The organism is Halobacterium sp. GSL-19 (assembly GCF_016917855.1).
In the GTDB taxonomy this organism is placed as follows: Archaea; Halobacteriota; Halobacteria; order Halobacteriales; family Halobacteriaceae; genus Halobacterium; species Halobacterium salinarum.
This window is the reverse complement of sequence record NZ_CP070377.1, coordinates 1,052,603-1,068,723: the sequence shown is the minus strand read 5'-3', so window position 1 is coordinate 1,068,723 and position 16,121 is coordinate 1,052,603. Positions and strand designations below refer to the sequence as shown.

The window sequence follows — 16,121 nt, the reverse complement described above, 5'->3', positions numbered from 1 at the left end:
AGTCGGCGGCGTCACTCCATGTCCGCCCAGTCGATCATGCGGTCGTACAGCGGCTCCGAGCGCAGCGCCCGCTCGTCGCCGACGAGCACGAGGCTCTTTTTCGCCCGGGAGAGCGCGACGTTCACCCGCCGGTGGTCCTCGAAGATGGGGCCCTCAAGCGTGCCGCGGGCGACGAACGAGACCACGATGACCTCCTTCGAGGAGCCCTGGAAGCGGTCGACGGTGTCGACGGCGACGCCCGCCGGGGTGCGTCGCCCGATCTCCGCGACTTGTGCGCGGAACGGCGCGATGACGCCGATCTCACCGGGATCCAGCCCGGCGTCGACGTACGCGGTGACGACGTCTGCGACACGATCGGCTTCCGCGGGGTCGACGTGGGCGTCGTCGGTGCCGGGCACGTCGTGGAACGTGACCCCGCCGTGGACGGCACCACCGGGGTCGACCCCAATGTCGGTGAGCCGCTGGCCAGCAACCTCGCTCGATGCCGGCCGCAGCTGGCCGTCGTAGAACTCGCGGCTGGAGAACGCCTGAATGCGCTGGCTCATCCGGTACTGCTGGTCGAGCATCACCGACGCCTCCGGGTACGTCTCGTGGAGGCGTTCGAAGAGGGATTTCGAGAGCCGGCCGCCGGAACGCACCACCGGCGGGAGCTGCTCGTGGTCGCCGACGAGCACGAACCGCGCGCCCCGGTTGATCGCGGCCAGCGTGTCCGGCTCGGTGAGCTGGCTGGCCTCGTCGACGAGCACCACGTCGAACTCCAGCTCCCGGAGGATGCGGGAGCCACACGTGGCCGTGGTGGCGGCGACGACGGGCGCCGACCGCAGGGCGGCCGCGCGCTCGCCGGGGTCACCGGACCGATCCAGCCGGAGGTCCTGCATGTCCGCCCGAACGCCGGTCTCCGTGCCGACCCGCACGATGTCCTCGTGGCCCTGCTGGCGGAGCGCGTCGAGGGCGTTGTCCACCGCGCGGTTCGTGAACGCCGAGACGAGCACGCGGTCGCCGCGCGCCACGAACGCCTGTACCAGGGTGGCGATGGTGTACGTCTTCCCCGTGCCGGGCGGCCCGTGGACGAGCGCGAAGTCCTCGGCGTTCAGCGCGCGGTTCACGGCCGCGTTCTGGGCGTCGTTGTTCGGGATCAGGTCGTGGTCTCCGCCTTCGAAACGGGGGCTGGCCCGGTCGAATAAGAGGTCCGTGCGGCGCTGGTCGCTTTTCAGCACGGCGCCGTGGAGCGCGGTCAGCATCCGGTCGACGGAGAGCTCCGAGGGGTAGACGTCTAGCCGGCAAAGCGAGACGGGTTCGTCGGTGGTGACCTCGACGCGGTCGGCGTCCAATCGCTCGACGCGCGCCATCTCCGCGCGCCCCGCCACGGGGTCGCCGTCCGAGGCGAGCACGCGGTCTCCCTCCCGGATCTTCGAGGCGGCGCTGCCGGGGCGGGTGGCGGTCAGCCGCCAGCGGCCGTCCGGAAGCTCCGTCTGCTCGGCCGGGCTGAGGCCGACGACGGCGCGGTCGTCCGCCGCGCGCTCGTCGGGGGACTGCTCCCAGAGCTTGCGGTATTCGTCGTGGATCGCGCCGCGCTCGGCCTCGATGGCGTCGTACAGCTCGTCGAAGTACGCGCGCTCCTCGGCGGGCACCGGATCGCCGATCCGGCCGGCCTTGGATTCCTGATCGAGGCGGCCCGAGACCACCATGCAGGTGTCCTGCTCGAAGCAGTAGTCGCATTTGGCGTCGGCCTCGTAGCCCGTCGGCGGGCCGTCGCTCGCTTCGAGGGCGGCGAGGTGGTTGCGCTCCCGCACGACGAACTCCAGGAACCCCCGGCCGATGGAGAACTCCTTGGCGGGCGAGAGGTCGCCGGACGCCTCGCTGCGGTCGACGGCCGCGTTCTTCGTGTACAGCAGCGTCCCCGTGTCCGCGGGGACGCCGTGCTCGTCCAACATCAGCGCGTAACAGGCCGCCTGCACTTTGTCGTGGAATCGGGGCTCGCGGTTCGTGTTCTTGCCCGTTTTCAGCTCCACGGGCATCCCGCGCCGGATGGCGTCACACCGGCCTTTGATGCCGAAGCGCTCGGAAACCAGCGTGTACTCCGAGCGCCACTCGTCCTCGTCGGTCAGCCGGCCCTGCTGGAGCCAGCCCTCGATGGCGCTGGCGTTGTCCCGCACGTCGGCCTCGACTTCCGCGCGGCTCCGACCCAGCAGCCCGAGCTCCAGGCCGGCTTCGTCGACCCGTTGGGCGACCGACGCCTCCAGATCGCGGCCCCGAAGCAGATCCCCGAACACCTCGTGGACGATCGTTCCTTTCGTCACCGGATACTTCAGCGGCAGCCCGGAGAGCTTGTTCAAGTAGTAGAGCCGCGGGCACTGCACGAACGACCGGATGTCGGTCACGTCCACGACGAACTCCGGTTCGACGACCACCCACGACGACGCCGCGGTTGCGTACCCCGCTCCGTCCTCGGTGGCGTCGTGCACCGCAAGCTCCATGCCCGCGTCGAGGTAGGTGGCCGTCTCCGTCCACTTCCCCCACAGGGACACGGGCACCGGCTCGGCCCCGGGGTCGGGCCGCACCCGCACCGTCACTACGTCCCGGTCGCCGTGCTGCGTGTCCACCGACGCGGGTGTGTCGACGTCGGTGACGACGCCCCGAATGTTCACGCACGACGGGTGGGGCGGCCGGCGAATAACGGTGTCGCTCTCCGGTGGGACGGCTGCGAGGACAGGGTTGAAGTCCACCACGCCACAACCACGTGGTGACATGCGCGTACGGGACTGGGACGACATCGTCGAAGACGTTGTTGGATCGTCTGGCGACCCGGACGACTGGCGGGCGGTCGCCGGCGACCGGGCGTCCGGGGTCGGCGAGGACCTCTACCTCGGCCACCCCGCGGCGGGCGTCTTTCACCTCAAGACGTACGCGAAAAACCCCTACGAGGTGCGCGGCGTCGGCACCCAGATCGCCCGCAAGGTCGACGACGGGCTGGCCGACTTCCTGCCCACCGGCGACGACGCCGACGGCCGGTTCGCGGTCCAGCAGCCGGTCGCCGACGAGGACGACGCCGAGACGAAAGCCAGCGAACTGGAGCAAGTCGTGCAGGCCCACGCCGACGCCCCGACGACCCCGGACGCGTTCTTCGATGACGTGATGGACGCCCTCGACAGCCCGGCGTTCGGACCCATGGAGTACGACCCCTACGACCGCCCGGATCCCGTCGAGGGGCTGGCCGAGGAGTTCCCCGACGCCGACGAGTTGCTCGACAGCGAGCTCGACGACCTCGTTGATGCGGACCGCGTCGGCCGCGGGTTCCAGTAGTCAGGCGGGGACGCGGGCGAGCCACCGCGGCGGCACGTCCAGCTCGTCGTCGGTCGGCAGATACTCGGGGTCGTCCCAGACCCGCGACGCGCCCGCGAGCCCGCGCTCCCCGGCGACGTACGCGAAGAACTCCCGACCGCGTTCGTACTGCTCGCGCTTGCGGTGGAGGCCGAGCAGCCGCGTAGCCACCGCCCCAAGCGGGCTGCGCTGGCCGCGGCGCGCGTCGAGTTTCCGCCGGAGGTCGTCGTACTCGCCGTCGAAAGCCTCGTCCATGAGGAGCTCGGCGTACCCCTCGACGGCGGTCATCGCGACCTGCAGTTCCTCGAACGCCGCGGTGTCGATGGTGCCGTCGGCGAGCGCGCCGACGCCGGTCCGGAGGCGGGTTTCGAGGTAGTCCGACAGCCACCCCGCCGCGCCGAACTCGGCGGCGTGTGTGACCTCGTGGAACGCGATCCACCGCCGGAACCGCGGGAACTGAACGCCGAGGCTGTCGGCGACGGCGACGATGTTGGGGTGCACGAAGTACAGCGCGTGGGCGTCGCTGGCGTCGGCGAGCAACAGCGGGTCGTACTGCCCCAGGACGTTGCGGGCGATGAACGCCAGCGCGCCTGCGGTGGTGGCCGTGTTGAGTGTGCGGGCGACACCGGGGAGCCGCGAGGGCTGTTGGTTCATCGGTTCGAACGCGCGCCGGAACGTCGCCACGTTGGCGTCCACCCAGTGGTGGCGGGTGTGGAGCGCAACCGTCTCCGGCACGTCGAAGGACAGCCCGGACACCGAGCGGATGCGGGCGCGTGCGTCCCGCACGTCGGCCGCGTACGCGTCGGCGGTGTCCTCGCCCAGCGCGAGGTCGCCCGGCGGCGTGGCACTGGTTGCGGCGTCGGCGACGCTATCCCAGTCGATAGCGCCACCGCCGTCGGCGCTCACGACGGCGCGCGCGCTTTCGAAGATCGACATACCGCAGTTCGGGCGTCTGAACGCAAATCTCTTCTGGAGGGCGCGAGGCTACGCCGCGTCACGCCGCCGACGCAGGCCCGCGAGCAGGCCCAAGGCGACCAGGACGCCGACCGCAACGGCGACGCCGCGGCCGCCACAGCCGCCGCCACAGTCCGCGTCAGCCGGCGGCGTCTGATCGGTCTCGTCGGCGTCGGTGTCGCTGTCACCAGTCCGCATGCTGGGGGCGGCAGTGAACTCCGAATCGTGGAAGTGGACTTCAAGCAGTCCCATGCGGTGGTGTTCAGCGAGCGCGCATTTAGCTGTTGGTGGTGCTGGATGCGGAGGATTGATCGGGTGGGCGACGGGAGAACGCGTATGGACGATGCGCGCCGCGCGTTCCTGGATGAGTTGCTCGCAGTCCACAGCCCGACCGGCCATGAGGCGGCCGCACAGCGCGTGTGGGTGGAGTACGTCTCGCAGTACGCCGACCGCGTGGAGACGGACGCCTACGGGAACGCCGTGGCCGTCGCCGAGGGCGACGCGCCCGCGGTGGCGTTCACCGGGCACGCCGACGAGATCGGGTTCGCGGTGGCCGAGATCACCGAGGGGGGGTTCGTTCGGATCGCCCCGATCGGCGGGCTGGATGCGTCCGTGACGCGGGGCAGCCAGGTCCGGATCGAGACCGACGACGGCCCCGTCAACGGGGTCATCGGGCAGGCGGCGGTTCATCTGCGGGACCACAGCGAGGACGGCGCCGCGCCGTCGGTGACCGAGCAGTACGTCGACATCGGGGCGGCGGACGGCGACGACGCTCGTGACCGTGTGTCCGTGGGCGATCCGGGGGTGCTCGTCTCCGAGCCCCGGGAGCTGGCCGGCGGCCGGCTGAACGCGCGCAGCCTCGACAACCGCACCGGGCTGTGGGTGGCCGCCGAGGGGTTCCGGCGCGCCGTCGAACGCGACGTCGACGCGACGGTGTACGCAGTGAGCACGGTCCACGAGGAGATCGGCACCCGCGGCGCACGGATGGTTGGGTTCGACCTCGACGTGGACGCCGTGGTCGCCGCCGACGTGACCCACGCCGCCGACGATCCGATGTATCCGGCCGAGCGCGCGAGCACGGTCGCACTCGGCGACGGCCCCGTGGTGATGCGCGGCGGCACGAACCACCCCGTGGTGGTGTCCGCGCTCCGTGACGCCGCAGCCGACGCCGGGGCGTCGCTGCAGGTCGCCGCCCACCGGATCTCGACGGGCACGGACGCCGACGCGTTCGGGACGGCGGGCGGCGGGGTGCCGACCGCCGACCTGGGGATCCCGAACCGGTATATGCATACGCCGGCGGAGGTCGTTGACCTGGCGGACCTCGCTGCGGGGGCGGACGTGCTCGCGGCGTTCGCCGCCCACGCCGGGGACCGGGACTCGTTTGCGGTCTCGGTCTGAGCGTCCGTTGGGAGCGGTCCGGTACGCTTATGGATGCCACCACCGGCGGTAGGTACATGAGCGGCCGACCACTGGATGTGCTGGAGGAGTCACTCGAAGAAACCGTCACCGTCCGCCTGAAGGACGGCGACGAGTTCACCGGCGTGCTGACGGGCTACGACCAGCACATGAACGTCGTCATTGAGGGCGAAGACACAACGATTATCCGTGGCGATAACGTCGTCACCATCAAACCATGACTGGCGCAGGAACCCCGAGCCAGGGGAAGAAGAACACCACGACGCACACGAAGTGCCGACGCTGCGGTGAGAAGTCCTACCACACGAAGAAGAAGGTCTGCAGTTCCTGCGGCTTCGGTGCTTCCGCCAAGCGCCGGGATTACGAGTGGCAGGGCAAGACCGGCGACAACTAAGCAGTTCTTTCTCCGCGTTTCGTTCCGGTCCGGACAGCCACTGGTCCGTGATCGCGCCCGGTTCGCCGAGTCGTCCGTCTCTACCCCCACCCATGGGTGCTGAACACACCCCTCACTGCAGTGTTGTGCATACTTCACGGCGATCGGGGCGTGTATTCGACACGGTTGCGGAAGGTTTACCCTATGGTGTCCGCAAGCGGGAGGTATGTCAGGCGGCCCCGCGGACGGACCCATGAGTGACCATCCAACCGAGAAATGTGGGGTCGTCGGTGCCTCACTGTCGGCCCGTGACGCCGCGCTTCCGACGTACTACGCGCTGTACGCCCTCCAGCACCGCGGCCAGGAGTCGGCGGGCATCGTCGCCCACGACGGCTTCCAGCAACACCAACACGTCGGCATGGGGCTGGTGGGTGACGCCTTCGACGAAGCGGACATCGACGCGCTGCACGGTTCGGCCGCCATCGGCCACGTCCGCTATCCGACCGCGGGGAGCGTCGACAAGTCCTGCGCGCAGCCGTTCTCGGTGTCGTTCAAGGGCGGTGCGCTCGGCCTGAGCCACAACGGCAACCTCGTCAACGCCGACGAGTTGCGCGCGGACCTCGCGGCAAGCGGGCACGCGTTCACCAGCGACGGCGACACCGAGGTCATCGCCCACGACCTCGCGCGCAACCTCCTCGACGCCGACCTCGTGGACGCCGTCGAGCGGACCATGGAGCGCATCCACGGGTCGTACTCGCTGACCATCATGCACGACGACACCGTGTTGGGCGTCCGGGACCCACGGGGGAACCGTCCGCTGGTGCTGGGGACCGTCGAGGACGGCTACGTCATCGCCAGCGAGTCCGCCGCGATCGACACCATCGGCGGCGATGTCGTCCGTGACGTCCGTCCCGGCGAGGCGATCGTCCTCGACGACGACGGCACGGGGTTTTCCGCCCACCAGCTCGTCGACCGCGACACCACCGCCCACTGCTTTTTCGAGTACGTGTATTTCGCGCGCCCGGATTCGGTCATCGACGACGAACTCGTCTACGAGGTCCGGCGCAACCTCGGCCGCCAACTGTGGCACGAGACCGGCGTCGAAAGCGATGTCGTGGTGCCCGTCCCCGACTCCGGGCGGGCGTTCGCGTCCGGCTACGCCGACGCCGCCACCGAAGACGGGAGCGACGTGGAGTTCGCCGAGGGGTTGATGAAAAACCGGTACGTCGGCCGCACGTTCATCATGCCCACCCAGGAGGCCCGCGAGCGCGCCGTCCGGCTCAAGCTCAACCCCATCAAGTCCACCGTCGAGGGGCAGTCGGTCACGATCATCGACGACTCCATCGTACGGGGCACGACCAGCAGCCAGCTCGTTGATCTGGTCCGGGACGCGGGCGCAACCGAGGTCCACGTGCGCATCGGCGCCCCCCAGATACAGGCCCCGTGTTACTTCGGCATCGACATGGCGACCCGCGAGGAGCTCATCGCCGCCGACCGGACGGCCGACGAGATCGCGGCGGAGATCGGCGCGGACTCGCTGTCGTATCTCCCGCTGTCCGCGGTCACGGCGGCCATCGGGAAGAGCGAAGCCGACATATGCGCGGGGTGTGTGACCGGCGCGTACCCATACGACGTCGACGGCGAGGCGACCGACCGGGACGCCGAGCGCCCGACAGTCACGCCGTCCAGCGACGACTGACTGCGCTCACCAGCCCCGGGAACCGCCACGGGTTTCGCGATGCACAGCGGGGCAGCGGTCAGTAGAGGACGTACAGCATGAGGTAGACGACGATGCCGAGCGCGAACGACACGAGCCACAGGGAAGCGGCGACGCGGCCCACCCGCGCGTGGTTCGAGTCGTAGATCTCGCTGACCGGGCGCGTGCCAGCCAACAAGAGCACGTAGTAGACCAGCGGGATGCAGGCGATCGCCAACCCCATGTGGATGATCAACACCGGCAGGTAGACGAACGTGTAGACCGCCCCCGTCGTCGGGAACGCGGTGGTGCCGTGGACGACGAGCCGGTAGAGGTACAGCCCCAGGAACGCCACGAACAGCAGGGTCGTCGTCGCCATCGCCGCGCGGTGTTTGGCCACGTCGCCGCGCCGGATCCAGCGCCACCCCGCGAGGATGGTGCCGATGGCAGCCGCACTGATCACTGCGTTCAGCGGCGGGATCGCGCCGATGAACCAGGCCGGTGCCTGTGGGAGCACGCCCGCCGGGATGACCCCACGGACGGCAGCCACGACGACCGCGATGGAGGCCACGCCGAGGACCGCCGCCAGCCCGGCGACGTGACGCCGAACGAATCCGTCAGCCATGCCCATGGGTTACGCGTGGCCCACCAAATCGGTTCCGTGTCGCGGTCTCACGCGCCGAGCGCGAATCGCAGGGGTTTTAATTCGGGGGCGGGTACCACTGAGTGCAGCAGCAACCGTACGCGAGCGTGGGTAGCCGAGCTAGGTCAAAGGCGCAGCGTTGAGGGCGCTGTCCTGTAGAGGTTCGCCGGTTCGAATCCGGTCCCACGCATCGCACTGGTGGGTTGTTCCCACCGCCTGCCACACCACACGTGGCGCTGCGATGCACGGTGATTTCCCCTCCCGGGACATCACCCACGCACAATTTCCTACTGGCGTCGATTCGTACAGCCCAGCGACTACCGTTCCTGGCGGCCACGCCTCGGAGAACCTGGTCCGTGAGTCAGTCCGCAAACGGCTGTGCGGGACCGGCGGTGCCGGCGTCCGTCGGCGTACACGAGAGGGTTGCTTCGACGCCGTTGTGGCTGACCGAGAGCGTCACGTCGTCGACGGTGCAGGTGTACTCGCTGACGTGTTTCCCCGAGCGGCGGATGCGGAGCGTCTCCGAGAGCAGTCCGGCCTCGGTGAGGCGGTCGATCTTGCGGTAGGCGGTCGAGGACGGGAGATCACATTCATCGGCGATCTCGCCGGCAGTCAACGCGGCATCGTCGGTGGATTCGAGGATCTGCCGGCATTCGGCGTCGTCGAAGGCGTCGAGGATCCGCTGCATGAGCTCGCCGGTCGCGGTGATATCGCTGTCGTCGTCGTCGGCCGTCCGGGATGGTGCTGCCAGCTGCGACTGACTCATTGTATCTCATCGGAATACCTACCCGGGGAGGTATTGCACCCCCCAACAACGGGGGTGGTTTAAGTGCCGTCGGTTTCGAGGGCGTCCCCCAGGAGTTTGCGCTGTGCGGCGAGCAGGTGCTCGGTGAACGTCGACGGCGCGATCCCGAGGTCGTCGGCCAGCGCCTGCGCGGTCGCGCCGCGGGGGCGCTCGAAGTAGCCCGCCTCGTAGGCGGTCGTCAACACCTCCAGTTGGCGGTCGGTGAGCTGGCCACGGTCGACGAACGCGGTGTCCTGGGCGGCGGTCCCCGTGGGTGCGCGGACCAGGCGCTGGATGTCGATGTCGGCGAACTCCGCGCGAAGCTCCCCGACGATCGCCTGGACGGTGTCGAACTCGCGGCCGTGAAACACGATCTGGAGCTCGCCGTCGCGGGCCCGATACCGGTTCACCGGCGTGTCGTGTGCGCCCAAGCAGACACAGGGACACGCCGCCTCGGCGTCGTGGCGAACACGATACAGGTGGCGGTCGGTGTACGTGAACACGGGGTCACGGTCGTAATCGTCGGGGACCGCGTCGGCGTCGATCAAGAACTCCGTGACCGGCGCGCCGTCGGCCGCGATGCTCGTCGAGACGTTCGTGATCGTGGTGTTTGCGCGCTCCGAGAGCACCGCGATCGGACACACCGGTGGCCGTGGGAACGACACAGTGACACGAATCCCAGCGGGCATCTACGAGTACGAGGCGCGTGCCGGTACAAGAATCCACGGGAGACGCGGTGCCGTTAGGCGTATGCCGCGTGATCCAACTCGATGCAGCGGCCGCTGATCGTGGTGGCGTCACACTCGTACAACTGGATGCGGAGGTCGGGCTTGTCAGCCCCCCAGATTTCGAACAGCGGGCGTTTCGCGTCCCCGAACTGTTCGATGCGTTCGACGGTCATCTCGTCGGTCGAGATCTCGGTGAGCGTCCCCTGAGCGACGACGCTCCGGTACTCGGGCGGCGACTCCTCGGAGACGACCAGCCGCACCGCCGGCGACGACGAGAGGAACGCCCGCTTCTCGCTGTCCGGCGTCGAGACCAGGCGTAGGAAGACGGTTCGCGACTCGGCGTCGTAACCGTACGAGATCGGGATCGCGTACGGCTCGTCGCCACGCGCCAACGACAGCACCCCGGTTTCGTTGCGGGCGAGCACGGCGTCCGTCTCCGCCCGCGACAGCTCGGTCTGTTGGTCCAGGGCCATTGGTCAGTGCCTCCACTTACCGGTGGGAATCTTTATATTTGGCCATCCGCGCCGCGCGAACGGCGCTGCACGCGCAGGCGACGCCAGCGCAGGGGTTACGTACACGACTGCTCGGCCGGCGCGAACGCATCGCCGTCGACGGCCGCCCCGCAGACAACACACCCGTTCGAGAAGAGGGCGTCCCGCATCGCGGGGTTGACCGTCATGGTCTCCCCGCAGTGGGGGCACGTGAACACGATGTCCTCGCTGGCGCTCATCGGTGAATTGGTATTCGACAGACTGGGATAAATGGCCCGCCCTGGTTCCAGTGCACTGGGAAACGCACGCCGCCACAGGCTACCGGTGGCGCTCGGCGAACGCGAACAGCCGGCGTGTGAGCGCGCGGACGCGGGCGGTGACGGCTGCCCCCATCCGTGGCACCGCCGGCAGCGACGCCGACAGCTCGCCGACGGAAACGGAGCGCAGGCGGTGGTCGGTGTGGACGGCGAACGCGTACCCCAACGCCGCCACGATCAGTGCCGGGAACCCGACAAAGGCAACGACGGACAGCGGCCGAATGGCGGTGGTGACCTGGGCGCCGAGCCCGTACGCGAGATAGACCGCCCCCGCCAGGACGCCGACGGCCGCCGTCCCGGTTGCCGCTCCGAGGCGGCGAGTGATGGCGTGGATGTGCGAGCAGTACGCCGCCGCGGTCGCAGCCGCGTGCCCGGCGGCGTCGCTGTCGCGGTCCGTCACGCCCGCGCGCTCGACGGCCCCCGTCTGCTCGCGCGTGAACGTCGGCAGCCCGGGGCGCGGTCGGAGCGAGCCATGCACCACAACGCCGGTCGCGAGCGCCGCGCCGACAGCCAGCGCGCCGACGCCCACCCAGACGGCGGGCGTGAACGCGAACGGCTCCTCGGGAGCCACCCGATACCGCTCGACCACGCCGAGCGTCGCCGCGAGCAGGACCACCCCCAACGCCAGCACCCGCCACGCCGTCGCCCGCACCCGGTCGAGCGCGTCCAAGTGGGCTTCCACGGGGGTGTCGAGCAGTGACACGCCACCGCCGGCCTGCCCCGGGGGCGCGGGCCGCCTGTCAGGGGGCGTTCCGCCCGGTGGCACGTCGAACGCCAGCGGGTTCTCGACGAGCTCCTCGACGAACCGCGCCGCCGTCCTGTAGCGCCCGGACAGGTCGGCGGTCGTGCCGTCGTTGCTGAGCCGGTACAGCGACCGCGACGTGCGCACGTCGTCGATCCCCAGGGATTTCAGCGACACGTGATCCAGGGCCGGCTGGACGTTCGTGAGCGTGACCACGCCCCATCCGCCCGCCGGATCGGTGAGCGCCGTGTGCCGTGCGACGTCGTCGCTGTCGACGCTCACCGACCACACCTGGCCGACAGCGCGCACGCCCCACTCGCGGTGGAAGACAACGTAATCACCGCGCTCCAGGTCGGCAACCACGTTGGTCTCCCGCGTCGCCCACGCGTGCGTGTCGGACAGCGACCGCACCAGCGACGATACCCGCGGCGGTTCAACGGCCGTCGTGTAGTCAGCGCCGAACGCGTCGGTGAACTCGGGGCTGTGAAGCGCCGCGAGATACACGTGATCGGCGAACTCCCCGCGCATATCGGGTGGCTTTCGCCTCCTCGTACTTAGGTATGGCTTGGTCACAAACCGGGTATTAAAATAACATCGCCCACGTACGGCAACGCATGCCGAAGTACTCGACCGGTGGCGCCGGCAGCGGGGGCGGTGGGCAGGCCTGCGAGCTCTGTGGGTCGACCGCCGACTCGTTGCAGGATGCAAACGTCGCCGGGGCGGAGCTCACCGTCTGCCCGGACTGCGCGAGCCACGACGAGAGCGCAGCCGCCGACGCCGACGGAGACGCCGCCGACGCCGACCGGACGCAGCGCGCCGTTGAAAACCAGGCCCAACAGTTCGACGCGGTGACACGCGGGGACTCCAGCCACTGGGAGGAAGACGGCACGAACTACGAAACCGACCAGCTGCCGTACCTGGTCTCCGATTACGGCGAACGCGTCGTGCGCGCCCGCCAGGACGCCGGCCTCCAGCGGTCGGAGCTCGCCGCGGAACTGGAGATCGACGACGCGGACGTGCTGGCCGTCGAGCAGGCCCGTGCCACGAAGGCCAACGTCGGCGGGTCGGTCATCGCCGCGCTCGAGGACTTCCTCGACGTCCAGCTCAGCGACGACTGACCACGCCACGCCGGACAGCCCGGAAACCAGACAGCTTTTTTCGACAGCACCCACGAGAGGGTGTATGGACTTGTCCGCCGAGCAGCGTCGGATGCGCGAATCCGTCCGCGAGTTCGCCGTCGAGGAGATCCGTCCGGTGGCCGCCGAAGCAGACCGCACACAGTCGTTCCCCGAAGAGGTCTGGGACGACCTCGGGGAGCTCGGCGTCACCGCGATGACGACGCCGGCGTCGTACGGCGGCCTGGACGTGGACTCGCTGACCTACAGCGTCGTCAACGAACAGCTCGCGTACGGCGCGCTGTCCGTCGCAACCGCGCTGTCGGTGCACTGCCTGGCGACCTCCTGCATCGCGGAGTTCGGCGACGACGACCAACAGGAGCGGTGGCTGCCGGAGATGGCCGACGGCCGCCCGGTCGGCGCGTTCGCGCTGTCCGAGCCCGACGCCGGTTCGAACCCCGCACAGATGTCCACCACGGCGCGCCGCGACGGCGACGAGTTCGTGCTCAACGGGAAAAAGCAGTGGATCACGAACGGGAAGCGCTCGGGCGTCGTCATCGTGTTCGCGAAGATCGACGGGGACGACGACAAGATCACGCAGTTCCTCGTGCCCAAGGACGCCGACGGCCTCACGGTCGGCCCCAAGGAGGACAAACTCGGGCTGCGCGCCAGCGACACCACGTCGTTGCTGTTCGACGACTGCCGCATTCCGGCCAGCAACCAGCTCACAGAGGCGGGCCGCGGGCTGTCGGCCGCGCTCCACATCCTCACGGGCGGCCGGATCGGGATCGCCTCCCAGGCCGTGGGCCTGAGCCAGGCCGCCCTCGACGCGGCGCTCGCGTACGCCGACGACCGCGAGCAGTTCGACCAGCCGATCTCCGAGATCCAGACCATCCGGCACAAGCTCGCGGACATGGAAACCCAAGTGCAGGCCGCCCGCCTGCTCTCCCGGGACGCCGCACGGATGGCCGACGCCGGCGAGGACCACCAGACCGCGGCCGCGAAGGCGAAGTATTTCGCCAGCGAGGCGGCCGTCGACGTGACCAACGAGGCGGTCCAGATCCACGGCGGCTACGGCTACACCAAGGACTTCGACGTGGAGCGGTTCTACCGCGACTCGAAGATCACGACCATCTACGAGGGGACCTCCGAGATCCAGAAGGAAGTCATCGCGCGCGGCCTGATCGACTGACCACCGCGGCTACGCGTCGTCGACCCGCTGTGCGGGCACGCCGGTCACCGTTGCGCCGGCCGCCACGTCGTCGGTGACGACCGACGCCGCGCCGACGCTGGCGTTCGCGCCGATTTCGATGTCACCGAGCAGCGTCGCGTTCGCGCCCAGCGTCACGCCGGCGCGCACCGTGGGGTGTCGGTCGACCGGCCGGGAGTCGTTGCCCCCCAGCGTGACGCCGTGGTACATGTGCACGTCGTCGCCGACGACTGCCGTTTCGCCGATGACGACGCCGTGGCCGTGATCGATGGTGACCCGGCGGCCGATGTCGGCGTCGGGGTGGATCTCGATGCCAGTGAGCAGCCGCACCCAGTACGCGACCAGGCGGCCGGCGGTCGGCCACCGGTCGTACAGCGGGCCGGCGAGGAAGACGTGCGCCCAGACGGCGTGCAGGCCGGGATACGTGAGCGCGACGTCGAGGCGACTCCCGGCTGCGGGGTCCCGTCGCCGCATCGCACGGACGTCCTCACGGATGCGTGCGTACATTCGATGTGTCGAACGGCCACGGCGGGCGGTTGCGTGTGATGCTGGTGTCGTGCATGCGGTATCCTCGGGCAGCCCCGGGGAAAAGTCCCCCGAGGTGGCGTGCCCGCTTCGACCACCGAAGCCACTAACCGCGACGGGGGCGAACCGTGTGCCGTGACAGGCGGCTACGAGGCGGTTGTCTACGACCTCGACGGCACGCTCGTGCGCTTGAACGTCGACTGGGCGGCGGTCAAAACCGAGGTGTCCCGCGTGCTCCGTGAGGCCGGCCGGGAGACCACGGACGCCGACATGTGGTCGGTGTTGGCGACCGCCGATGACGCCGGCGTCAGAACGGCGGTCGACGACATCATCACCGAGCACGAACTCGCGGGCGCGGACACGGCCGCCCGGCTTCCCGCGGCCGACGACATCCCCCGCGACGTCCCCGTCGGTGTGTGCTCGCTGAACGCCGAGGCGGCCTGCCGGCGCGCCTTAGCCGCCCACGAGCTCGCGGACGCGGTCGCGGTCGTCGCGGGCCGGGACACGACACCCGCGATGAAGCCCGACCCGCGGGCGCTCGAATGGGTCACAACCGAACTCGGTGTGGCCCCCGCTGACACGCTGTTCGTCGGGGATTCGGCGTCCGACGAGACGACCGCCGAGCGAGCCGGCGCTGACTTCCAGTGGGTGTAGCGGTCACGCAGCGTGGCGGCGCGCGTACGCGAAGACAGTGACCGCGGTCAGAAACCAGATGATCGCGCCGATGCGCACGGCAAACGACACGCGGGAGGCCCACGTGGGGAGTGAGTAGCCCGTCGAGAGCGCAGTCACGATGGGGGCCCCGACGACGATGGTGACGACGAACGTGGTCTGCATCACCCACGCGTAGTCGACGCCGTCCGGGTCGGTGCGTGCTTCCAGTTCCGGCACACCGGTCTAGATGGTCGCGGTGTGCTTAACTCTCCCGTCACGGTGCCGCGTCGCATACGTTTAACACCGCGACCCACCGACATCGTCGTATGCCAACGGTGAATTCAGTGCGGCGTGCGGGCAGCACCGACGAGGAAACCGACCCGGTGACGATGCTGACCGCGTACGACGCCCCCACGGCGTCGGTGGTCGACGACGCCGGCGTCGACATGATCCTGGTCGGGGACAGCGTCGGGAACGCGAAGCTCGGATACGACACGACGCTGCCCGTCTCCGTCGACGAGATCGCGTCGGCGACCGGCGCGGTCGCACGCGCCACCGCGGACGCGGTCGTCGTCGCGGACATGCCGTTTCTGAGCTTCGGCGCCGACGAGACCGAGAGCGTGCGAAACGCCGGCCGCATGCTCAAAGAGGAGGACGCCGACGCGGTGAAACTCGAATCCGGGCCGCACACGGTGTCGCTGACCGAGACGCTCACGTCGCTGGGGATTCCCGTGATGGCGCACCTCGGGTTGACCCCCCAGCACGTCAACCAGCTCGGGGGGTATTTCCGGCAGGGCACCGACCAGGACAGCGCCGAGCGCATGCTGGATCTGGCGCGCGACCACGAGGCCGCCGGCGCGTTCGCGCTCGTGCTCGAACACGTGCCGGCGAACGTCGCCGCCGACATCACCGACGCCATCGACATCCCGACCATCGGTATCGGCGCGGGGCCGGACACCGACGGCCAGGTGCTCGTGATCTCGGACGTGATCGGGATGTCAGAACGCAGCCCGCCGTTCTCCAAGCAGTTCGGGGACGTGAACCGAGAAATGGCGACCGCGGTCGACGACTACGTCGACGCGGTCGAATCCGGGTCGTTCCCGGCGGCCGAGCACAGCCACGTCGCCGACGACGTCGACGACGTGTACTGAG

General features: G+C 69.5%; 20 protein-coding genes and 1 tRNA gene. 10 read left to right on the top strand and 11 right to left on the bottom strand.

Features of this window, described 5'->3' with window-relative positions; all coding sequences use genetic code 11:
* Nucleotides 1-11: 11 nt before the first annotated feature.
* Nucleotides 12-2,648, bottom strand: a complete 2,637-nt coding sequence (locus JT689_RS07435; protein ID WP_205250831.1) for a DEAD/DEAH box helicase — start codon at nt 2,646-2,648, stop codon at nt 12-14.
* Between the two features lie 100 nt (nt 2,649-2,748).
* Here JT689_RS07435 and JT689_RS07430 point away from each other — a divergent pair, with 100 nt between their 5' ends.
* The gene (locus JT689_RS07430; protein WP_012289342.1) at nt 2,749-3,303 is read left to right on the top strand and encodes a hypothetical protein; all 555 of its coding nucleotides are present in this window, start codon (nt 2,749-2,751) and stop codon (nt 3,301-3,303) included.
* Here the strand turns inward: JT689_RS07430 and JT689_RS07425 are convergent, their stop codons facing one another.
* Nucleotides 3,304-4,257 carry a zinc-dependent metalloprotease gene (locus JT689_RS07425; protein ID WP_205250830.1) on the bottom strand — a complete coding sequence of 318 codons (954 nt, stop codon included), beginning with the start codon at nt 4,255-4,257 and terminating at the stop codon, nt 3,304-3,306.
* Between the two features lie 48 nt (nt 4,258-4,305).
* A complete protein-coding gene (locus JT689_RS07420; RefSeq protein ID WP_205250829.1) occupies nt 4,306-4,527 on the bottom strand; it encodes a hypothetical protein in 222 nt (73 codons plus the stop codon).
* An 84-nt stretch (nt 4,528-4,611) separates the two neighbouring features.
* Here JT689_RS07420 and JT689_RS07415 point away from each other — a divergent pair, with 84 nt between their 5' ends.
* The 4 genes from JT689_RS07415 to purF all read left to right on the top strand — a co-directional run bounded on the left by JT689_RS07415 (nt 4,612) and on the right by purF (nt 7,763).
* Nucleotides 4,612-5,673: a M42 family metallopeptidase gene (locus JT689_RS07415; protein WP_205250828.1), complete on the top strand. Its 1,062-nt coding sequence runs from the start codon at nt 4,612-4,614 to the stop codon at nt 5,671-5,673.
* A 56-nt stretch (nt 5,674-5,729) separates the two neighbouring features.
* On the top strand, nt 5,730-5,912 hold the full coding sequence (locus JT689_RS07410) for an LSM domain-containing protein (RefSeq protein ID WP_012289341.1): 183 nt from the start codon (nt 5,730-5,732) through the stop codon (nt 5,910-5,912).
* On the top strand, nt 5,909-6,085 hold the full coding sequence (locus JT689_RS07405) for a 50S ribosomal protein L37e (protein WP_010903091.1): 177 nt from the start codon (nt 5,909-5,911) through the stop codon (nt 6,083-6,085). The genes JT689_RS07410 and JT689_RS07405 overlap by 4 nt, the downstream gene beginning before the upstream one ends.
* 205 nt (nt 6,086-6,290) lie before the next feature.
* On the top strand, nt 6,291-7,763 hold the full coding sequence (gene purF / locus JT689_RS07400) for an amidophosphoribosyltransferase (RefSeq protein WP_205250827.1): 1,473 nt from the start codon (nt 6,291-6,293) through the stop codon (nt 7,761-7,763).
* A 58-nt stretch (nt 7,764-7,821) separates the two neighbouring features.
* On the opposite strand, the gene JT689_RS07395 is transcribed toward purF, so the two are convergent.
* Nucleotides 7,822-8,391, bottom strand: a complete 570-nt coding sequence (locus tag JT689_RS07395; RefSeq protein ID WP_010903089.1) for a DUF420 domain-containing protein — start codon at nt 8,389-8,391, stop codon at nt 7,822-7,824.
* A gap of 117 nt (nt 8,392-8,508) precedes the next feature.
* On the opposite strand from JT689_RS07395, the gene JT689_RS07390 reads away from it, so the two are divergent.
* A tRNA-Leu gene (locus tag JT689_RS07390) sits at nt 8,509-8,593 on the top strand.
* Between the two features lie 171 nt (nt 8,594-8,764).
* Here the strand turns inward: JT689_RS07390 and JT689_RS07385 are convergent.
* The 5 genes from JT689_RS07385 to JT689_RS07365 form a co-directional block, all read right to left on the bottom strand.
* A complete protein-coding gene (locus JT689_RS07385) occupies nt 8,765-9,169 on the bottom strand; it encodes a helix-turn-helix domain-containing protein (RefSeq protein ID WP_010903088.1) in 405 nt (134 codons plus the stop codon).
* Nucleotides 9,170-9,228: 59 nt separating this feature from the next.
* Entirely contained in the window at nt 9,229-9,876 is a 648-nt protein-coding gene (locus JT689_RS07380; RefSeq protein WP_010903087.1) for a DNA-binding protein, read from the bottom strand.
* Nucleotides 9,877-9,929: 53 nt separating this feature from the next.
* Nucleotides 9,930-10,388: a pyridoxamine 5'-phosphate oxidase family protein gene (locus tag JT689_RS07375; RefSeq protein WP_010903086.1), complete on the bottom strand. Its 459-nt coding sequence runs from the start codon at nt 10,386-10,388 to the stop codon at nt 9,930-9,932.
* A 95-nt stretch (nt 10,389-10,483) separates the two neighbouring features.
* On the bottom strand, nt 10,484-10,645 hold the full coding sequence (locus JT689_RS07370) for a hypothetical protein (protein WP_010903085.1): 162 nt from the start codon (nt 10,643-10,645) through the stop codon (nt 10,484-10,486).
* Between the two features lie 79 nt (nt 10,646-10,724).
* Nucleotides 10,725-11,993 (bottom strand): hypothetical protein, encoded by a 1,269-nt coding sequence (locus tag JT689_RS07365; protein ID WP_205250826.1) that lies wholly within the window; start codon nt 11,991-11,993, stop codon nt 10,725-10,727.
* Nucleotides 11,994-12,079: 86 nt separating this feature from the next.
* On the opposite strand from JT689_RS07365, the gene JT689_RS07360 reads away from it, so the two are divergent.
* Nucleotides 12,080-12,583 (top strand): multiprotein-bridging factor 1 family protein, encoded by a 504-nt coding sequence (locus JT689_RS07360; RefSeq protein WP_010903083.1) that lies wholly within the window; start codon nt 12,080-12,082, stop codon nt 12,581-12,583.
* Between the two features lie 64 nt (nt 12,584-12,647).
* Nucleotides 12,648-13,772: an acyl-CoA dehydrogenase family protein gene (locus tag JT689_RS07355; RefSeq protein WP_010903082.1), complete on the top strand. Its 1,125-nt coding sequence runs from the start codon at nt 12,648-12,650 to the stop codon at nt 13,770-13,772.
* A 9-nt stretch (nt 13,773-13,781) separates the two neighbouring features.
* On the opposite strand, the gene cysE is transcribed toward JT689_RS07355, so the two are convergent.
* Nucleotides 13,782-14,297 carry a serine O-acetyltransferase gene (gene cysE, locus JT689_RS07350; protein ID WP_010903081.1) on the bottom strand — a complete coding sequence of 172 codons (516 nt, stop codon included), beginning with the start codon at nt 14,295-14,297 and terminating at the stop codon, nt 13,782-13,784.
* Between the two features lie 153 nt (nt 14,298-14,450).
* Between cysE and JT689_RS07345 the strand changes: the two genes are divergently transcribed.
* A complete protein-coding gene (locus JT689_RS07345) occupies nt 14,451-14,969 on the top strand; it encodes an HAD hydrolase-like protein (RefSeq protein ID WP_012289340.1) in 519 nt (172 codons plus the stop codon).
* 3 nt (nt 14,970-14,972) lie between these two features.
* Here JT689_RS07345 and JT689_RS07340 read toward each other — a convergent pair whose 3' ends face one another.
* Complete coding sequence (locus tag JT689_RS07340) at nt 14,973-15,206, bottom strand: DUF5822 domain-containing protein (RefSeq protein WP_012289339.1); 234 nt, start codon at nt 15,204-15,206, stop codon at nt 14,973-14,975.
* A gap of 89 nt (nt 15,207-15,295) precedes the next feature.
* Between JT689_RS07340 and panB the strand changes: the two genes are divergently transcribed.
* Nucleotides 15,296-16,120, top strand: coding sequence for a 3-methyl-2-oxobutanoate hydroxymethyltransferase (gene panB, locus JT689_RS07335; RefSeq protein ID WP_205250825.1), 825 nt, complete (start codon nt 15,296-15,298; stop codon nt 16,118-16,120).
* Nucleotide 16,121: the final 1 nt, after the last annotated feature.